General features: G+C 69.4%; 22 protein-coding genes and 1 pseudogene. 13 read left to right on the top strand and 10 right to left on the bottom strand.

Annotated elements, in window-relative coordinates:
* Positions 1-24 precede the first annotated feature (24 nt).
* Positions 25-1,182 carry an ROK family transcriptional regulator gene (locus OG876_RS26765; protein ID WP_328519393.1) on the top strand — a complete coding sequence of 386 codons (1,158 nt, stop codon included), beginning with the start codon at positions 25-27 and terminating at the stop codon, positions 1,180-1,182.
* On the opposite strand, the gene OG876_RS26760 is transcribed toward OG876_RS26765, so the two are convergent.
* Genes OG876_RS26760 through OG876_RS26750 form a run of 3 tightly spaced genes read right to left on the bottom strand, consistent with a single transcriptional unit; the run spans position 1,179 to position 3,587 of the window.
* Positions 1,179-1,823, bottom strand: coding sequence for a DinB family protein (locus OG876_RS26760; RefSeq protein WP_328519392.1), 645 nt, complete (start codon positions 1,821-1,823; stop codon positions 1,179-1,181). The genes OG876_RS26765 and OG876_RS26760 overlap by 4 nt on opposite strands.
* Entirely contained in the window at positions 1,820-2,623 is an 804-nt protein-coding gene (gene thiD / locus OG876_RS26755) for a bifunctional hydroxymethylpyrimidine kinase/phosphomethylpyrimidine kinase (protein ID WP_328519391.1), read from the bottom strand. The genes OG876_RS26760 and thiD overlap by 4 nt, the downstream gene beginning before the upstream one ends.
* A gap of 1 nt (position 2,624) precedes the next feature.
* Positions 2,625-3,587: a thiamine-phosphate kinase gene (locus tag OG876_RS26750; protein WP_328519390.1), complete on the bottom strand. Its 963-nt coding sequence runs from the start codon at positions 3,585-3,587 to the stop codon at positions 2,625-2,627.
* 137 nt (positions 3,588-3,724) lie between these two features.
* On the opposite strand from OG876_RS26750, the gene OG876_RS26745 reads away from it, so the two are divergent.
* From OG876_RS26745 to OG876_RS26730, 4 genes are all read left to right on the top strand, one after another.
* Positions 3,725-3,961 carry an Lrp/AsnC family transcriptional regulator gene (locus OG876_RS26745; RefSeq protein ID WP_184806149.1) on the top strand — a complete coding sequence of 79 codons (237 nt, stop codon included), beginning with the start codon at positions 3,725-3,727 and terminating at the stop codon, positions 3,959-3,961.
* Between the two features lie 31 nt (positions 3,962-3,992).
* Entirely contained in the window at positions 3,993-4,448 is a 456-nt protein-coding gene (locus OG876_RS26740) for a DUF3515 domain-containing protein (RefSeq protein ID WP_328519389.1), read from the top strand.
* A 118-nt stretch (positions 4,449-4,566) separates the two neighbouring features.
* Complete coding sequence (locus OG876_RS26735) at positions 4,567-4,983, top strand: YciI family protein (protein WP_328519388.1); 417 nt, start codon at positions 4,567-4,569, stop codon at positions 4,981-4,983.
* 5 nt (positions 4,984-4,988) lie between these two features.
* Positions 4,989-6,188 carry an RNA polymerase sigma factor gene (locus tag OG876_RS26730; protein WP_328519387.1) on the top strand — a complete coding sequence of 400 codons (1,200 nt, stop codon included), beginning with the start codon at positions 4,989-4,991 and terminating at the stop codon, positions 6,186-6,188.
* An 11-nt stretch (positions 6,189-6,199) separates the two neighbouring features.
* Here the strand turns inward: OG876_RS26730 and OG876_RS26725 are convergent, their stop codons facing one another.
* Positions 6,200-7,333, bottom strand: coding sequence for a D-alanine--D-alanine ligase family protein (locus OG876_RS26725; protein WP_328519386.1), 1,134 nt, complete (start codon positions 7,331-7,333; stop codon positions 6,200-6,202).
* 79 nt (positions 7,334-7,412) lie between these two features.
* On the bottom strand, positions 7,413-7,556 hold the full coding sequence (locus tag OG876_RS26720; protein ID WP_328519385.1) for a hypothetical protein: 144 nt from the start codon (positions 7,554-7,556) through the stop codon (positions 7,413-7,415).
* A 54-nt stretch (positions 7,557-7,610) separates the two neighbouring features.
* On the opposite strand from OG876_RS26720, the gene OG876_RS26715 reads away from it, so the two are divergent.
* Genes OG876_RS26715 through OG876_RS26705 form a run of 3 tightly spaced genes read left to right on the top strand, consistent with a single transcriptional unit; the run spans position 7,611 to position 9,374 of the window.
* Positions 7,611-7,874, top strand: a complete 264-nt coding sequence (locus OG876_RS26715) for a TetR/AcrR family transcriptional regulator (protein ID WP_328519384.1) — start codon at positions 7,611-7,613, stop codon at positions 7,872-7,874.
* Complete coding sequence (locus tag OG876_RS26710) at positions 7,871-8,272, top strand: hypothetical protein (RefSeq protein ID WP_328519383.1); 402 nt, start codon at positions 7,871-7,873, stop codon at positions 8,270-8,272. Before OG876_RS26715 ends, OG876_RS26710 begins: the two co-directional genes overlap by 4 nt.
* Positions 8,262-9,374, top strand: coding sequence for a trans-sulfuration enzyme family protein (locus OG876_RS26705; protein WP_328519382.1), 1,113 nt, complete (start codon positions 8,262-8,264; stop codon positions 9,372-9,374). Before OG876_RS26710 ends, OG876_RS26705 begins: the two co-directional genes overlap by 11 nt.
* On the opposite strand, the gene OG876_RS26700 is transcribed toward OG876_RS26705, so the two are convergent.
* Together OG876_RS26700 and OG876_RS26695 are read right to left on the bottom strand one after the other, a co-directional pair.
* Entirely contained in the window at positions 9,358-10,527 is a 1,170-nt protein-coding gene (locus OG876_RS26700) for an MFS transporter (RefSeq protein ID WP_328519381.1), read from the bottom strand. The two genes, OG876_RS26705 and OG876_RS26700, sit on opposite strands and share 17 nt — an antisense overlap.
* Positions 10,528-10,642: 115 nt before the next feature.
* Entirely contained in the window at positions 10,643-11,380 is a 738-nt protein-coding gene (locus tag OG876_RS26695) for a DeoR/GlpR family DNA-binding transcription regulator (protein WP_328519380.1), read from the bottom strand.
* Positions 11,381-11,456: 76 nt separating this feature from the next.
* Between OG876_RS26695 and OG876_RS26690 the strand changes: the two genes are divergently transcribed.
* On the top strand, positions 11,457-12,239 hold the full coding sequence (locus OG876_RS26690; protein ID WP_328519379.1) for an MFS transporter: 783 nt from the start codon (positions 11,457-11,459) through the stop codon (positions 12,237-12,239).
* Entirely contained in the window at positions 12,214-12,615 is a 402-nt protein-coding gene (locus OG876_RS26685; protein ID WP_328519378.1) for a hypothetical protein, read from the top strand. Before OG876_RS26690 ends, OG876_RS26685 begins: the two co-directional genes overlap by 26 nt.
* Here OG876_RS26685 and OG876_RS26680 read toward each other — a convergent pair.
* Positions 12,612-12,860, bottom strand: coding sequence for a hypothetical protein (locus tag OG876_RS26680; RefSeq protein WP_328519377.1), 249 nt, complete (start codon positions 12,858-12,860; stop codon positions 12,612-12,614). The genes OG876_RS26685 and OG876_RS26680 overlap by 4 nt on opposite strands.
* Before the next feature lie 48 nt (positions 12,861-12,908).
* Between OG876_RS26680 and OG876_RS26675 the strand changes: the two genes are divergently transcribed.
* The 3 genes and pseudogenes from OG876_RS26675 (at position 12,909) to OG876_RS26670 (ending at position 14,535) form a co-directional block, all read left to right on the top strand.
* On the top strand, positions 12,909-13,655 hold the full coding sequence (locus OG876_RS26675; protein WP_328519376.1) for a MerR family transcriptional regulator: 747 nt from the start codon (positions 12,909-12,911) through the stop codon (positions 13,653-13,655).
* Between the two features lie 48 nt (positions 13,656-13,703).
* Positions 13,704-14,108, top strand: a pseudogene (locus tag OG876_RS44095) (GNAT family N-acetyltransferase); the annotation flags it as partial.
* A 37-nt stretch (positions 14,109-14,145) separates the two neighbouring features.
* Positions 14,146-14,535: a hypothetical protein gene (locus OG876_RS26670; RefSeq protein WP_328519375.1), complete on the top strand. Its 390-nt coding sequence runs from the start codon at positions 14,146-14,148 to the stop codon at positions 14,533-14,535.
* 3 nt (positions 14,536-14,538) lie between these two features.
* Here the strand turns inward: OG876_RS26670 and OG876_RS26665 are convergent, their stop codons facing one another.
* Both OG876_RS26665 and OG876_RS26660 read right to left on the bottom strand, forming a co-directional pair.
* Positions 14,539-15,546, bottom strand: a complete 1,008-nt coding sequence (locus OG876_RS26665; protein WP_328519374.1) for a sugar phosphate isomerase/epimerase family protein — start codon at positions 15,544-15,546, stop codon at positions 14,539-14,541.
* 11 nt (positions 15,547-15,557) lie between these two features.
* The gene (locus OG876_RS26660; protein WP_328519373.1) at positions 15,558-16,652 is read right to left on the bottom strand and encodes a Gfo/Idh/MocA family protein; all 1,095 of its coding nucleotides are present in this window, start codon (positions 16,650-16,652) and stop codon (positions 15,558-15,560) included.
* Positions 16,653-16,656 lie beyond the last annotated feature (4 nt).

The raw sequence follows: 16,656 nt of genomic DNA, 5'->3' as shown, positions 1-16,656 counted from the left end.
ACGAGCATAAGGTAAAACGATGCTATGACTCCAGTGCGTCGGGGACAGTGGCAGACGGCTTCGGACGTACTGGCGCAGCTCAGTCGCCGGCCCGGAATCACCCGGGCCGCGGTGGCGCGAGAGCTGCGGCTGAGCACCGGCTCGGCGACCGAGGTCACCGCCCGGCTACGCGACGTACACCTGCTCACCGAGGTCCCGGCACCCAGTCAGGGTCGGGGGCGGCCGACCACAGTGCTGCGAGCACATCCGCAAGGACCGGTAGTGCTCGCACTCGACCTGAGGCAGAGCAGTTGGCGGAGTGCGGTCGTCACGCTCGACGGGACACTTCTAGACCAGCAAAACAAGCGCCACCGCAGCAGACGGGCGCAGGTGGTGCTCAGCAACCTGCAGCGCGAGGTGGAGCGGACCCAGCAGCGGTACGGCGCTCGTCTGCGCCTCGTGAGCCTGGCTGCACCGGGCACTATCCGTGACAACCATCTGATGCAGGCGCCGACGCTGAACTGGGCCGAGCTGGACCTGGAGGCCGTCATCGCGGGTACTGGGCTCCCACTGCTCGCCGGCAACGACGCAACCCTCAGTGGCGTGGCTGAGGCTCGCACTGGCGCTGCTGCCGGGGCCGGTACGGCGCTGCACCTCATCGTCGAGGTAGGTCTCGGCGGGACGCTGCTGATCGACGGCGTAGCGGTACAGGGCGCATCCGGAGCCGGCGGCGAGTACGGCCACATGCCGTTCGGTGACCGCAGCCGGTTGTGTGCCTGCGGCGCCCGTGGCTGCTGGGATCTGGACATCGACGGTCGCGCGCTGGCCAGGCACCTCAAGGAGCCGACTCCGGACGATCCGTACGACTACACCGAGGCCGTACTGCGACGTACCGACCGTGCTGCGACCCGTGCGGTAGCCAAGGTCGTCGCCGCCCTCGCCACCGGCATCGCTGGGCTCGTCAACGCCCATGACCCTGATGTGGTCACGATCGGCGGCTTGGCGATCGCACTTCGGGCCGCTGCGGCGCCCACCTTCGAGCAGGCCTACCTAGACGGACTCATGACGTTCCACCGTGGCTCTCCCCCGCCGGTCCTCGCCGCCACGCACCAGCCCGACGGCCCGCTCCGCGGTGCCGCGGCACTGGCCCTCGATCACCTCACCAGCCAGCCCGCCATCGCCGCCTGGGCCGCGCAGCACTAGTCGACCGCGTTCTCCGCAGACTCCGACGACGACTCGGCTTCCAACGACGGCTCGGCCTCCGCCGAGGGCTCTGGCTTGGGCTTGGGCACGATCGGTGGCTCGACCTTGGCCAGGATCGTGATGAGGTCGAGCCGGTGATGCTGGATCTCGTGGGCGGTGTGCCGGATGATCCAGCCCAACGTGCGCGGCGCGCGTACCGGGTAGTTGTAGAGCCCCAGCCTCCCGAGCTGCGGCGGCGTGAGCACCCGCGCGGCGGCCCCGAACTCCCGAGCGAACCGCATCAGCGCGGCCGCCACCTCCATCGGGTCCTGCTCCTCGTACTTGAACTGCTTCACCCGACGAGTCCGGTCCATCGGCGCGTACACCGGCCGGTCCTCCGCCAGGCACTGCGCGATCCGCTGCCGCTGGATCTCCAGTACGTCGCGCACATGGCAGGCGTACTCGATCGCCGACCACACGTCCGGCTCCGGCCGCAACCGTACGACGTCCGGGTCCGGACCGGCCGCGGCCTTGGTGAGCGCCATGCTGCAGTCCGCCGCCTGCCGGATGAGCAGCGTCACCGTGCCCTGCAGGTCACCCGTGTCGTAGTTGAAGCCGCACTGCTCGCAGTACCCGTCAACCGGGGGCTGCTGGTTCGTCAACTGCCACTCCCTCGAAATCTCCACGCGTGATCGACCGGACCGATTCCACCACCGAGTGCGAACCCGGCCGCGATCGCCCCAGTCACGTACTCCTTCGCAGCACCCACTGCACTCGGTACGTCGTACCCACGGGCCAGGTACGACGCGATCGCGCTGGCCAGCGTGCATCCGGTGCCATGCGTGTGTCTGTTGTCCAGCCGCACCGCACTGTAAGACCGTCGTACCCCTGGACCGTGCAGCACGTCCACCGACGCCGTGCCGACGTCATGACCGCCCTTCACCAGTACCCACGACGCACCAGCGTCCAATAGCAGCTTGGCCGCGAGCTCCCGGTCCTCCACCGTCTCCAGGTCGACTCCGGCGAGCGGTCCGAGCTCCGTGAGGTTCGGTGTGAGGACGGTAGCCATGGGGACGATCTCGGTACGTACGGCGTCCATCGCATCGGCGGCGAGTAATGCGTCGCCATGCTTCGATACCGACACCGGGTCGACCACCACTGGCACCGACGGCGGCAGCGTCCGCAGCAGTGACGCGACCACGCTGACCATCGATGCCGACGCCAGCATGCCCGTCTTCACAGCGTCGACGCCGATGTCGTCCACCACGCTGTGGAACTGAGCCCGGACCTGTTCCTCCGGCAGCTCCCACGCGCCCTGGACGCCGAGGCTGTTCTGCGCGGTGATCGCGGTCAGCACGCTCATGCCGTGCACACCGTTGGCCAGCATCGCCTTGAGGTCTGCCTGGATCCCGGCTCCGCCACCGGAGTCTGAGCCGGCGATGGTCAGCACTCTGGGCAGCATCTCAACTCCTGAAGTGGGCGTGACCGGACTCGGCAGCATACGGCGCGCCGTCCACCGTGACGTTCCCGCCCGGGCGCTCCTCATTGCCTTCAGCAACCGACCCGATGACGGTCCAGCCCTCGGGCACGTCGGCCGGTTCGAAGGTGCCGACCAGCGCATGGTCCTCGCCACCGGTCAGCACGAACTTCAGCGCGTCCACACCGGTCGCGGCAGCCACGGCCTGGAGAGGCTCGGGCACGGTCAGCGCATGCGTGTGCACATCTATGACAACGTCGCTGGCGACTGCGATGTGCCCAAGGTCGGCGAGCAGTCCGTCGCTCACGTCGCACAGCGAGGACGCTCCGGCCAGGGCGGCCCGCGGACCTTCCGCGTACGGCGGTTGTGGGCGGCGATGCGCTTCGACCACAGCCCGCGGCGAGCGGAACCCACGCGCCAGCACCGCCCAGCCGGCCTCGGCCCAGCCCAGCCGGCCGATGTAGGCGACCTCATCGCCCGGCCGCGCTCCCGAACGCAGCACCGGGGGCCGTCCGTCGAGCGAACCGAACGCCGTCACCGAGACGACGATCTTGTCCGACTGGACCGTGTCGCCGCCGATGATGCTCACCTCGACCAGTTCACACTCGTCGACCAGGCCCTGGTTGAGCTCCAGCGCCCAGGCCGTCGGCAGGTCGGCGGGCGCACCGAAGCCGACCACGAGTGCGGTCGGTCTGGCTCCCATCGCCATGATGTCGGCCAGGTTCTGCGCGGCGGCCTTGCGGCCCACGTCGTACGCCGATGACCAGTCCTGGCGGAAATGGCGCCCTTCCACCAGCAGATCGGTCGTGATCACCATCCGCCCGTCGGGCACCGCCATCACGGCAGCGTCGTCACCGGGTCCGACCAGGACGTCCTCACCTGTGGACAGCCCCTTGGTGACGGCCTCGATCAGACCGAACTCACCTGTGCTCCCCAACGTCTCTGTCACGTCAACAGACCTCCCATATCGCCAACCGGAGTCTAGGCGGTACCGTGACCGGGCAACGAAGAGTACGCCCGGCGGTCGCGCAGTACGCCGCATTAGCACAGCCGGAGCCAGCTGAGGACGACTGAGTGGAGAACGACGTGGTGGTCCAGGCCTACATCCTGATCCAGACCGAGGTCGGCAAGGCGGCCGACGTCGCTGCACAGATCGCCGAGGTCCAGGGCGTCACCCTGGCCGAGGACGTCACCGGTCCGTACGACGTGATCGTCCGCGCGGAAGCCCGCAACGTCGACGAACTGGGCAAACTGGTGGTTGCCCGGGTCCAGAACGTGCCCGGCATCACGCGGACCCTGACCTGCCCCGTCGTCCACATCTGAGCTCACGCACAGGGTCCCGTCCGTCTTTCGCATGCCCAAACTCTTCCTCGCCGCACTCGGCCTGATCATGCTGGCCGGGTGCAGCCCTGGTCCTACGCCCGTCGCCGTCCCGTCCCCCGCGCCCGATGTCGCCGCCGCCTGCGCGCAGCTCGTGAAAGCGTTGCCCGAGAAGGTCCTGGACGCCAAACGGCGCAAGACCGAGCCGGCCAGCCCGCTCACCACCGCGTACGGCGATCCGCCGATCGAGGTCACGTGTGGCGTCAGTCCGCCGGCCGGGATGGCCGAGGCACAGTCGCAGTGTTTCGAGGTGAACGGCGTCGGCTGGTTCGCCAAAGAGGTCACGAACGGCTGGGTCTTCACCACGATCGGGCGCGCCCTCTACTTCGAGGTCGCGGTCCCGTCGAAGTACAAGCCCGAGGCGAACGCCCTGACCGACGTCTCGGACGTTGTCCACAAGTACAACAAACTCGTCACGCCCTGTATCTGACGACGGCATACTCCCTGTCGAGAAGTTCCTCTGCGGTGATGTCCGGTTCGGGCCGGCGGGGGCGACGTCTCGGCTGAGAGGCGCCCGCGGTGGGCGCCCGGGACGACGGGAGAATCCGATGAAGTACATGATCCTGACGTACGCGTCGCAGCAGGACTACGACGGGATGGCGGGAAAGGACACCGGGAAGCCGGCCTGGACGGGTGCGGACTTCGCCGCGATGGGCGCGTTCATGACGAAGTTCAACGCCGACCTGGCCGAGTCCGGTGAGCTGGTCGAGACCCGCGCGCTTGCGGCGCCGGTGCTGACCAGACGGCTGGGCTCGAAGGATGGCGTGTCGGTGGTGACCGACGGGCCGTACGCCGAGACCCAGGAGGTGCTGGCCGGATACTGGATCGTCGAGTGCGAGTCGTTCGACCGGGCGACCGAGATCGCCGCCAGACTCGCTGACACGCCGGCGCCGGACTTCGTCCGCGCGACCGCCTACGCCGACGTCCGGCCTTTGGTCGAGGGCCAGGACGACCTGTTGGAGTGATCGACATGACCATGTCTCTCGAGGATCTGCTGCGGGAGCTGGCGCCGCAGGTGCTCGGGGCGCTGGTCCGGCGGTACGGGCATTTCGACATCGCTGAGGACGCGGTGCAGGAGGCGTTGCTCGCGGCGGCGCAGCAGTGGCCGGACGACGGCGTGCCGGACAGTCCACGCGGGTGGCTGATCACGGTGGCTTCGCGTCGGCTGACGGATCTGCTCCGCCGGGAGCAGGCCCGGCAGCGGCGTGAGGATCGGGTGGCTCAGTGGACCCTGCCGGGCGAGCCTGTCGCGGATACCGACGACACGCTGGTCCTGCTGTTCATGTGCTGCCATCCGTCCCTGTCCCCCGCGTCGCAGATCGCGTTGACGTTGCGGGCGGTCGGGGGTCTGACCACCGCGGAGATCGCCCGGGCCTTCCTGGTGCCGGAGGCAACGATGACGCGACGGATCACCCGGGCGAAGGCGAGCGTGAAGGAGAGCGGGGCGCGGTTCACGCTGCCGGCTGACCGGGACGAGCGACTCGGTGCGGTCTTGAAGGTCGTCTACCTGATCTTCAACGAGGGCTACGCGAGTACGACGGGGCCGAGCCTGCAACGGGTCGAGTTGTCGGCCGAGGGCATCCGGTTGGCGCGGATGCTGCACCGGCTGCTGCCGGACGACAGCGAGGTGATGGGATTGCTGGCGCTGATGTTGCTGACCGATGCGCGTCGTCCGGCGCGGACGGGGCCGCTCGGCGAGCTGGTCCCGATGGCCGAGCAGGACCGGTCGCTCTGGATCCCGGAGCTCATCCAGGAGGGCGTCGCGTTGATCACCGCGGCACTTCCTCGGGGGCCGGTCGGGCCTTATCAGTTGCAGGCCGCGATCGCGGCGGTGCACGACGAGTCGCCGTCAGCCGAGGAGACCGACTGGGCGCAGATCCTTGCGCTGTACGAGGTGTTGCTCCAGGTGACCGACAACCCGATGGTCGCGCTCAATCATGTCGTGGCGGTCGCGATGGCACGTGGGCCGGACGAAGGGCTCGAACTCCTCGCCACGATCGAGGACGACGACCGGATCGCCAAGGATCACCGGTTGTCGGCCGTCCGGGCCCATCTGCTCGAGATGTCCGGCGATACGGCCGGTGCCCGGGCGGCCTACGAGGAAGCGGCCAGCAGGACAACCAGCCTCCCTCAGCAGCGCTACCTCCACACCCGAGCGAGCCGCCTATGACCGCGGCGTGTTCAGCGGAGGCCGGTGGGGCGGGTTGTGGCCAGGGTCAGGAGGTGTTCGACGAGGGCTGCGTAGTCCACGCCGGAGGCTGCCCAGAGGCGGGGGAACATGCTGGTGGGCGTGAAGCCGGGCATCGTGTTGATCTCGTTGATGATGACGCGGCCGTCGGCATCCAGGAAGAAGTCGACGCGGGCCAGCCCTTCGGCCTCGATGGCGTCAAAGGCGGTGAGGGCCTTCGCGCGGATGTCGGCGGCGATCTCCTCGGGGAGGTCGGCCGGGACCGAGAGGGCGGTGTAGTCCTCGCCCTCGGGGAGGTATTTGGTCTCGAAGTCGTAGAAGTCGTGGCCGCCGCCCGAGACCGCGACCTCGCCGCAGACGCTGACGTCCGGCTTGCCGCCGTTCAGCCCGCCGAGCACGCCGACCTCGATCTCGCGCGGGTCCTTGGCGGACGCCTCGACGATCACCTTCGGGTCGTGCGACCGCGCCTCGGCGACCGCGGCGTCGAGCTCGTCCAGGCTGTTCACCTTGCTGATGCCCAGGCTCGAGCCGCCCCGGGCCGGCTTCACGAACACCGGGTAGCCGAGCGCGTCCACGGCTTCCCGGCACGCGGCCGGGTCCTGGGTCCAGTCGCGGTCCCGGATGACGACGTACGGCGTCACCTCGAGGCCGGCGGCCTGGAAGACGACCTTCATGTAGTGCTTGTCCATGCCGACCGCGCTGGCCAGTACGCCGGATCCGACGTACCGGATGTCTGACATCTCGAGCAGGCCCTGGATGGTGCCGTCCTCGCCCCAGGGGCCGTGCAGCAGCGGGAAGACCACGTCGACCTCACCGAGCGTGCTCGGGACCTGGCCGGCTTCGCTCACCACGAGCTCGCGGTTCGCGCCGAAGAGCACCGGCAGCGCGGCAACGTCGACCTCGGGGAGCTTGCCGTCGGTGATCGACAGCCGCTCCGGGTCGCCGCTTTCCAGGACCCAGTGGCCGCTCGTGCTGATGCCGACCGGGACCACGTCGTACTTGTCCCGGTCGATCGCCTGCAGCACGTTGGCCGCGGTCACGCAGGAGATGGCGTGTTCGCTCGACCGGCCACCGAAGACGACGGCGACACGGGGCTTGCGTTGTTCTTCCCTCGAGTACTCACTCACCGGCTCGACTGTAGCGGCCCGGAGATCAGGAACCGATCAGGGTTCGGTTAAGAGCTGTTCAGATCGCGGTCCGTAGCGGTCACGTCCATGTGACTGGGAGTGACGTGACGCCGTGCACGCGCCCGCCGCGGGCCAGCATGGTGTCGAGTTGCTGCTCGATCATGGCGGCGATCCGCGGTCGCATTGCCTCCATCCGCTTGACCGCGAACTCGGTGGCGAGCATCCGCCGCAACCGCTTATGCGCCTCGCCGTCGGTACCCTGCCCGCGGAGGTGGAGATGGGACTGCGCGAGGTGAAGCGGGAACGGACCCGCCGGCTGATCGCGGACAAGGCGTTCGAGCTGTTCACCGACCACGGCTTCGGCCGGACCACGGTGGAGCAGATCGCCGCGGCCGCGGAGGTCGGTCCGAGCACGCTGTACCGGTACTTCCCGACCAAGGAGACCCTCGTCCTGGAGTTCGTGGAGGACTGCCTGGTCGACGCGGTGACTTGGTTCCGCGAGCAGCCCGGGCTGGATCTGCGGACGGTCTGCAGGCGGTGATCGAGCGGGTGCTCGCGCAACTGGAGCGGAACCCGGACCGGGTTCGCGCGGTGTTCGAGCTGGCCGCCCAGACGGCCTCGGTGAGCGCGCATCTGAACGAGCTGATCTGGCGCTTCCGCAACGATCTCGCGGATGAGCTGGTACGCCGGTTGCCCGCGCGCGACCCGCGGGACGCCGAGTTCACTGCCGCCCTGGCCGCCGGGATCGCGATGAACATCATCGAGACAGTCGTCCGGACCTGGGTCGAGAACCCCGACGGTACCCAGGTGAACGAGCTGGCTCGGCGAGCGATGACCCTCCTGCGTGGAGGCGGCATCCCGCTCCCGGCAGCCCCAATGTCCGGCCCCTCTCGGCGGCGGGTCATCGGGGCCCGGGAGAATTCTTCGTATGGCTTCTGATCTCGACCCGTCCACTGTTGTCGTCCATGCCGGCCGGCCCGAGCGGGTGCCGAACGCGCCGGTCGGTGAGTCGCCGGTGTTCAGCTCGACGTACGTCGCGGGTGGGGACCGCGGGTACGGGCGGTTCGGCAACGACTCGTGGTCCGCGTTGGAGGAGACACTCGGGGAGCTCGAGGGCGGCCGTGGGCTGACGTTCGCATCCGGCATGGCGGCCGTCGCGGCGATCGTCGATCTCGTCCCGCTCGGCGGCCGGGTGGTCGCGCCGCAGCACGCATACTCCGGCGTACTCGCGCTGCTCGACCAGCACGCCGAAGCGGGCCGCCTGCAGGTGGAGCGGGTGAACGTCGCGGACACAGAGGCGGTTGTCCAGGCGGTCGACGGCGCCTTCATGCTGTGGATCGAGTCACCCACGAACCCAGCGATGGAGGTCGCGGACATCCCGGTGACCGCCGCCGCCGGTCACGCGGCCGGGGCAATCGTTGTCGTGGACAACACCTTCGCGACGCCCCTGCTGCAGCAACCGCTCCAACTGGGCGCGGACATCGTGATGCACTCGGCCACCAAGTTCATCGCCGGTCATTCCGACGTGATCCTCGGCGCGGTCATCACCGCCGACGACGACCTGTGGACCGCGATCGAACTCCGCCGCCGCAGCCTCGGCGCGATCCCGGGCCCGATGGAAGCCTGGCTCGCCCTGCGTGGTCTGCGGACGCTCGCGCTGCGACTGGAGCGGGCGCAGTCGAACGCGGCATTCCTGGCCCAGCGTTTGCTCGAACACCCTCGGGTCAGCCGGGTGCGCTATCCGGGTCTGCCCGGAGATCCGGGCCGCAAGCGGGCCGAGGCGCAGATGTCGGGCTTCGGCGCGATCCTGTCGATCGAGCTCGGTGGTGACGCCGAAGCCGCGCAGCGGGTGTGTGAACGCACCGAGCTGTGGGTGCACGCGACCAGCCTCGGCGGCGTCGAGTCGATGCTGGAACGCCGTCGCCGCTGGCCGATCGAGGTCCCGACGATCCCCGAGGATCTGATCCGCCTGGCCGTCGGGATCGAGCACCCCGCCGACCTGTGGGCCGATCTCGAGCAGGCCCTCAGGAACGGGACTTGAGCACCGGCCCACCGAAGAACGTCAGGACACACAGCACGACCGGCAGGATGAACGCGATGTTCAGCGGCATCCAGTGCGCGAGTCCGCCGATCAACGCCGGCCCGGCGAGCAGACCGACGTACCCGAGTCCGACGACGCGTGCCATCAGCGCGCCGGCCGCGCGCGGGTCGAGATTGCCGGCGGCGGTGAAGAGTTGCGGTACGCCGCCGGCCAGGCCGAGACCGAAGAGCGCCCAACCGAACAGCGCGACCGGGACCCACGGGACCACGATCACGACGGTGAGGCCGACGGCGGCCATCGCGGCGCCCCACCGGACGATCGCAGCCGGTCCGACGACCGCGGCGACCCGGTCGGTGAGGAACCGGCCCACGGTCATCGCCACCGCGAAAGCGCCGTACGCGTAGGCCGCCGTGCTGACCGACGTACCGAGGATGTCGCGGAAGTGCAGCGCGGCCCAGTCGTTGGCGACGCCCTCGGACAGCATCAGACCGAACGCGAGTCCACCAAGCGCCCAGACCAGCTTGGCGGGCGGCTTCGCCCGCTCCCGCTCCGGCTCGTGCTCTTCGCCGATAGTTGCCTCGAGCAAGAAGGGTCGGGCGGCCAGGGCGATGACGATGCACACCAGGCCGGACAAGCCCAGTGTCACCTCGGTCGGTACGCCGGCTCGCAGCGTGGCGGCTCCGATCAGTGCGGCGATGGCGCCACCGATCGACCACATCGCGTGAAACGCAGCCATGATCGGGCGCGGGTAACCACGCTCGACCACGACCGCCTGAGCGTTCATGCCGACATCGATCGAGCCGTTGCCGAAGCCGATCAGGATCAGGGCGAGGCCGAGCGTCCACCAGTTGTGCGCCAGGCCGGGACCCGCGAGCGCGATGCCGAGCAGTACGCCGGCGGCCGGAACGAGACGGCGTTGACCGAGGCGATCGACGAGCGGACCGGCGACCTGCATGCCGGTGAACGCGGCGCCGCCGAGTACCAGCAGCAAGAGTCCGAGCGTGCTGTGCGAGATGCCGGTCGCATGCTCGATGTTGGGGATGTGGACGACCCACATGCCGACCGCGAAGCCGTTCAGGCCGAAGTACAGCCAGGTGGCGACGCGGGCGGCTCGTGGCGGAGCGGTCTGCGAACGCAGGTCGGTGCTGGTCACGGGGCCTCCCGGCCTGGACTGAGGAGCGCAGGGAGCGAAGCGACCGGAGCGACGAGGGAAGGCCGGGAGTCGAGGCCCCGTGACCCGCCGCGCCGGAGGCGTGGCATCAGTAGAGTCAAGGGGCCACCTCTACCAGGACTCCGCGTTGGGCGAGCATGGTTCGCTGGTCCTCCGGGGCTTCGGGGTCGGTGATGATGACGTCGGGGCGGTCAGCGGGGCAGACGTAGGCGAGGGCGGCGCGATCCCACTTGGCGGCGTCCGCGAGCACGATCGAGCGAGTGGCGACCTTCAGCGCCTCCTGCTTGACCTCCGCGTCGCCGAGGTCGAACGCGGTCAGGCCGGCGTCGAGGCTGAACGCGCACGGGCTGAGCACAGCCAGGTCGAAGCGCAGCGCCCGCAGGGACGCGACGGTCAGCGGGCCGACCAGGGCCAACTCTCCCTTGCGCGCCTCGCCGCCCGGCATCAGCAACCGGATCCTCGGGGCGTCGGCCAATTCGTGGGCGACATGCAGCGAGAGCGGCATGACCGTCAGCGCACGATCGTGGAGCAGGCGGGCGACTTCGAGCGCCGTCGTACCGCTGTCCAGGACGATCGTCTCGCCGTCGTGAATGTGCGCGACAGCGGCCTTCGCGATCGCCTGCTTCGCCGCGACGGCCGCCTGGGCCCGGAGCGAGTACGGCGGCTCGACACCGGAGGGCATCGCGGACACGGCTCCCCCGTGGACGCGCTTGAGCACGCCCTGCACGGCGAGGAAGTCGAGGTCGCGGCGGACCGTCATGTCCGATGCCTCGGTCGCCTCGACCAGTTCCTGGACCGATACTCGGTCAACAGCCCGTAGTCGTTCTACGATCACTTGATGCCGTTCCGCGCTTCTCACGCGCAGAAACCTACCATCCGCCTGATCGTTCAAACAGATTGTGTGTTTGCTTGTGACTGATGACACCACCCTGGTCCGGCGGTCGCGCTACGCCGTGGCGGCGGTGTTCTGCGTGCACGGCTCGGTGACAGGCTCGTTCGCGACCCGGGTGCCGTGGATCCAGGAGCATGCGGGCGCATCCCCCGGGCAGCTCGGGCTGGCCCTCGCGTTCCCGGCTCTCGGCGCGGCGCTGATGATGCCGCTGGCCGCCCGGGTGACCCACCGCTTCGGCACCAGGACCGCCCTCCGCGGCCTGCTCGCCCTATGGACGCTCGCGCTGTTCCTCCCCTCGCTCGCCCCCAACCTGCCGACGCTCTGCGCCGCACTCTTCGTGTACGGCGGGACCTCCGGGATGGCCGATGTCGCGATGAACGCGCTCGGGGTCGAAGTCGAGCACCGGCTGAAGAAGTCGATCATGTCCGGGCTGCACGGCATGTGGAGTGCGGGGGCGTTGCTCGGTGCTGCGATCGGGACGGTGGCGGCGCATGCCGGGCTGAGTGCCCAGGTCCACCATGCGGTGATGGCCGTCGTACTCACGCTGGTCGGGACCGTGGTGTGTCAGTTCGTGCTGGACGTGCACCCCGACGCGGACGAGGAGCCGCCGCCGCGGTTCACCTTGCCGCCGAAGTCGGCGCTGCTGATCGGGGCGGTCGGATTCTGTGCGGTGTTCGCCGAGGGGGCGAGTCTGGACTGGTCGGCGGTGTACCTGCGACATCCTCGACAGCTCGGCCGGGGTCGCGGCGGGTGCGACGACCGGGTTCGCGCTGACGATGACGATCGCGCGGCTCACCGGTGACGCGGTGGTCGACCGGTTCGGCGCCGTACGGACGGTTCGGTGGAGCGGCGTGATCGCCACGGCCGGCGGCGTACTGGTCGTCGTCGCTCCGACCGCGATCGTGGCGATGGCCGGGTTCGCGCTGATCGGGATCGGGATCGCGGTCGTCGTACCGCTGGCCTTCGCGGCCGCCGCCCGGAGCGGTACGAACGCCAGCCAGGCAATCGCTGGGGTCGCCACCATCACCTACGCCTCCGGGCTGGTCGCGCCGTCGATCATCGGCGGCATCGCCCAGGCCAGCAACCTGACCGTCTCGTTCCTGGTCGTCACCGCGCTTGCCTCCGCGCTGGCCGTGTTCGCGCCAGTGCTGCGCACGAAGCCGCGGGTACGGACCTAGAGCAGCCGGTCGAGGACCTCCCCCGCCTCCTCATAGCCGGCGTCGCTGATCCGCTGGAGCTCGAGCAGGTCCTTGGCGGCGGCCGCGCGGCGAGTGAGGTGTTCGCCGGCCCGCTCGTTGCCTTCGTCGAGCAGTTCGTTCAAAGCGTCCACGTCGCCGCGCTCGTCGGCCAGATCGGCGAGGCGGTCCATCGCCTTCTCGTTGCCCTCGTCGGCGAGCGCGCGCAGGGTGTCCCAGTCAGTCATGAGTCGATCATGCGACATTGCCCCTAGGGCAAGGTCAAGAATGGATGCGTGCTCACCATCGGACAGCTGGCCCGGTACGTCGGGGTGTCGACGAAGACCGTCCGCGTCTACCACGCGAAGGGCCTGCTGGCCGAGCCGGAACGGGACTCGTCCGGGTATCGCCGCTACCCCGCACAAGCCGTGGTCGACCTGGTGCGGATCCGGACGCTGGCCGAGGCGGGTGTTCCACTGGCGCGGATCCGCGAGCTCGGGTCGGCGCCGGACGACTTCGATGCCGCGCTGGAGCAGATCGACACCGAGCTCACCGATCGCATCCGCCGGCTCCGCGACACCCAGCGCCGGCTCCGGAAGCTCGCCGCCGGCGAGGTCCGCCTGCTGCCGGCCGAGATCGACCACCACCTCGCCGGGCTGACCGACCTGGGCTTCACCGACCGCTGGATCGCGATGGAACGCGACCTCTGGATCGTGGTCTACGCCACCCACCCAGAGGTCGCCGACGCCCTCTTCCATGACCAGGCACAGGCCCTCACCGACGCCGATCTCCTGGATCTCTACCTCGCCTACGACCGGGCGCACGATCTGGATCCGGCCGATCCGTTCCTGACCGAGCTGGCCGACCGTATCGTTGCCGCGAGCATCGACCGCTACGGCACCGACCTCCCGGGCGTGTCCGCCGACTCGGCCATCCCCCAGCTCCTCCAGACCACTGTCAACGCGTCCTCGCCGGCCTGGGAGCAACTGGACTCCCTGATCCGCCACCGGCTGGGTGAACTGGGGGTGGCCGGCCTGGACTGAAAGTGGACAGCCCCGGCACGGACGCCTCACCAGTGATACGAATTCAAGGTGCTCAATTCGACAGGGACGGAATCAGGTCTGCGGTTTCGGCTGGCCGGGCCGGAGGATGCACTCGCTGTGGCCGGGCTGCACGCCGACAGTTGGCAGCGGCACTACCGCGGTGCCTACGCGGACGCCTTCCTCGACGGGGAACCCGCCGGATTCCTGGCCGGGAGATGGACCGAGCGACTGGCGACAGCGTCGCCGCAGGCGCGCACCATCCTCGCGGAGTACGACGGGGAGCTGGTCGGGCTCGCTCACACGGTCCTCGACTCGGACCCGACCTGGGGTGCGCTGGTCGACAACCTCCACGTGCGGTCCCCACTCAAGCGACAAGGCATCGGCAGCCGTCTGCTCGCCCTGACCGCGCAGGCCGTCCTGGAGGCGGCTCCGTCGTCAGGTCTCTATCTGTGGGTTCGGCCTTATCGGCGGCCTGTCCATTCCCCGGCTGATGCGGCATCCGGACAATCAGCGGGCCGGCACGATCACGGCCAGCCTTCCCATCCTGATCGCGCTGCTCGGCCTGCTGCTGGCGCCGGGCCTGTCCGTGGTCTGGGCGATTGTCGCCGGCCTGGGCCAGGGTGCGGCCCTGGTCGCCGCGCTCACGCTGATCAGCATCCGCGGCCGCAGTCATCACGAGACCACGCAGTTGTCAGGGATGGCGCAGGCTGTCGGCTATTTGCTCGCCGCCACCGGGCCGGTGCTCGCCGGCTATCTGGCCGAGCAGACCGGCGGCTGGGACGCCACTCTGATCGTGTTCGCCGGGCTGTCCGTCGTACAACTCGTCATCGGCGTCGCCGCCGGTCGTGACACCCGCGCGGCGCGGGTGCCACGACCGTAGAACTCATTTGTCGGTGGCGAAGGCTGCGTCGAAGGCGGCCGCAGGCTTGTCGAAGGCGAGGGCCCGGATGACGTTGACGGCCTCGGCGGCGCCGACCTTGCGCTCCATGCCGGCGTCTTCCCACTCGACCGAGATCGGGCCGTCGTAGCCGATCGAGTTCAGCACGCGGAAGCAGTCCTCCCACTGCACGTCGCCGTGGCCGGTGGAGTAGAAGTCCCAGCCGCGCCGCGGGTCGCCCCACGGCAGGTGCGAGCCCAGCCGGCCGTTGCGGCCGCCGCCGACCCGCATCCGGGTGTCCTTGCAGTCGACGTGGTAGATCCGGTCCTTGAAGTCCCACAGGAACGCGACCGGGTCGATGTCCTGCCAGACCATATGGCTCGGGTCCCAGTTCAGCCCGAACGCTTCGCGGTGACCGATCGCCTCCAGCGTCAGCGTGGTGGTCCAGTAGTCGTACGCGATCTCCGACGGGTGCACCTCGTGCGCGAACCGCACGCCCTCCGCGTCGAACACATCGAGGATCGGGTTCCACCGGTCGGCGAAGTCCTGGTAGCCGGCCTCGATCCGCTCCGCCGGCACCGGCGGGAACATGGCGACGTACTGCCAGATCGACGAGCCGGTGAAGCCGATCACCGTGTTCACGCCCAGCTTCGCCGCCGCCCGCGCGGTGTTCTTCAGGTCCTCGGCCGCCCGCTGCCGGACGCCTTCGGCGTCGCCGTCGCCCCAGATCCGGGACGGCACGATCGCCTGGTGCCGGAAGTCGATCGGGTTGTCGCAGACCGCCTGGCCGACCAGGTGGTTGGAGATCGCGAACACCTGCAGGTTGTACTTCTCCAGGATGTCCTTGCGCCCCTGGACGTACGAGTCGTCGTCGACCGCCTGCTGGACGTCGAAGTGGTCACCCGAGCAGGCGATCTCGACCCCGTCGTACCCGGCCGAGGAGGCGAACTCGCAGACCTCCTCGAACGGCAGGTCGGCCCACTGACCGGTGAACAGAGTGATCGGACGAGGCATCTCACTGGCTCCTAAGAGTTGTCGACGGTGATCCAGGCGCTGTCGTTCGCGGCCGAGCGCAGTACGGCGTCGACCACGCGGGCGGACCGCGCACCGGCGGCGAAATCGGGCAGGCCGTCCGGGTGGTCGCCCAGGACGGCGGCATAGCTGTCGGCGACGAACGAGTCGAACGCGTCCTGGTATCCCTGCGCGTGCCCGGCCGGCAGCCGGTTCACCCGCGCCGCGGGCGGGCTCAGCGTCTCGGGGTCGCGCGTCAGTAGCTGCGATGCGGTACGACGGCCGACCCACAGGCGATCCGGGTCCTCCTGGTCGAAGCCGAAACTCGACTCGGTACCGGAGACCTCCAGGTACAGCCGGTTCTTCCGGCCGGCCGCCACCTGGCTGACCACGATCGTGCCGACCACGCCGGCCTCAGTGCGGAACTGTGCGGTGGCCAGATCCTCGGTGCGGACCTCGACACCACCGCGCTGACCCCGGACGGTCCGCAGTTGCGCACTGATCGCGGCGATCCGGTCGCCGGTGACGAACTCGGTCAGGTCGCACCAATGGGACCCGATGTCCGCGAACGTCCGCGACGGTCCGCCGGTCGAGTCGTCGACCCGCCAGTTCTGGTCGTCCGCGCCGGCCAGCCAGTCCTGCAGGTACGACCCGTGCAGGCTGGTGATCACACCGGCGTCACCGGCGGCGATTCGGGTGCGCAGCTCGCGGACGATCGGGTGGTAGCGGTAGACGAACGGCACCGCGCCGACCAGCTCAGCCTCGAACGCGGCGGCCTGCAGTCCGGCCGCGTCCTGCACCGAGGTCGCCAGCGGCTTCTCGCAGATCACGTGCTTGCCGGCCTCGAGCGCCTTCAGCGTCACCTCGAGGTGGGTGTTGTTCGGCGTACAGACGTGCACCACGTCGATGTCGGCGGCAAGCAGTTCGTCGATGGTCGCGAAACCGCGTTCGGCGCCGGTCGCCTCGGCTGCTGCCTCAGCCCTTGAAGGCGATGAGCCAACGGCACCGGCCACCGAGGCTCCGGAGACCAACGCGGACCTGCCGTGAACGCGGCCCATGAAGCCGCCACCGACGATCCCGACCCGGAGCTTGCGCGCACTGGTGGACACGTCG

It is taken from the genome of Kribbella sp. NBC_00359, from assembly GCF_036097425.1.
GTDB lineage: Bacteria > Actinomycetota > Actinomycetes > Propionibacteriales > Kribbellaceae > Kribbella.
The sequence above is the reverse complement of the archived record's forward strand: the minus strand, read 5'-3'. Positions and strand labels throughout refer to the sequence as shown.

Bases quoted from the DNA above. Each gene is read 5' to 3' on its own strand.
- OG876_RS26765 (WP_328519393.1), top strand. From the start codon at position 25: ATGACTCCAGTGCGTCGGGGACAGTGGCAGACGGCTTCGGACGTACTG.
- thiD (WP_328519391.1), bottom strand. From the start codon at position 2,623: ATGCTGCCCAGAGTGCTGACCATCGCCGGCTCAGACTCCGGTGGCGGA.
- OG876_RS26740 (WP_328519389.1), top strand. From the start codon at position 3,993: ATGCCCAAACTCTTCCTCGCCGCACTCGGCCTGATCATGCTGGCCGGG.
- OG876_RS26735 (WP_328519388.1), top strand. From the start codon at position 4,567: ATGAAGTACATGATCCTGACGTACGCGTCGCAGCAGGACTACGACGGG.
- OG876_RS26730 (WP_328519387.1), top strand. From the start codon at position 4,989: ATGACCATGTCTCTCGAGGATCTGCTGCGGGAGCTGGCGCCGCAGGTG.
- OG876_RS26720 (WP_328519385.1), bottom strand. From the start codon at position 7,556: ATGCTCGCCACCGAGTTCGCGGTCAAGCGGATGGAGGCAATGCGACCG.
- OG876_RS26715 (WP_328519384.1), top strand. From the start codon at position 7,611: ATGGGACTGCGCGAGGTGAAGCGGGAACGGACCCGCCGGCTGATCGCG.
- OG876_RS26705 (WP_328519382.1), top strand. From the start codon at position 8,262: ATGGCTTCTGATCTCGACCCGTCCACTGTTGTCGTCCATGCCGGCCGG.
- OG876_RS26685 (WP_328519378.1), top strand. From the start codon at position 12,214: ATGACGATCGCGCGGCTCACCGGTGACGCGGTGGTCGACCGGTTCGGC.
- OG876_RS26680 (WP_328519377.1), bottom strand. From the start codon at position 12,860: ATGACTGACTGGGACACCCTGCGCGCGCTCGCCGACGAGGGCAACGAG.
- OG876_RS26670 (WP_328519375.1), top strand. From the start codon at position 14,146: ATGCGGCATCCGGACAATCAGCGGGCCGGCACGATCACGGCCAGCCTT.
- OG876_RS26665 (WP_328519374.1), bottom strand. From the start codon at position 15,546: ATGCCTCGTCCGATCACTCTGTTCACCGGTCAGTGGGCCGACCTGCCG.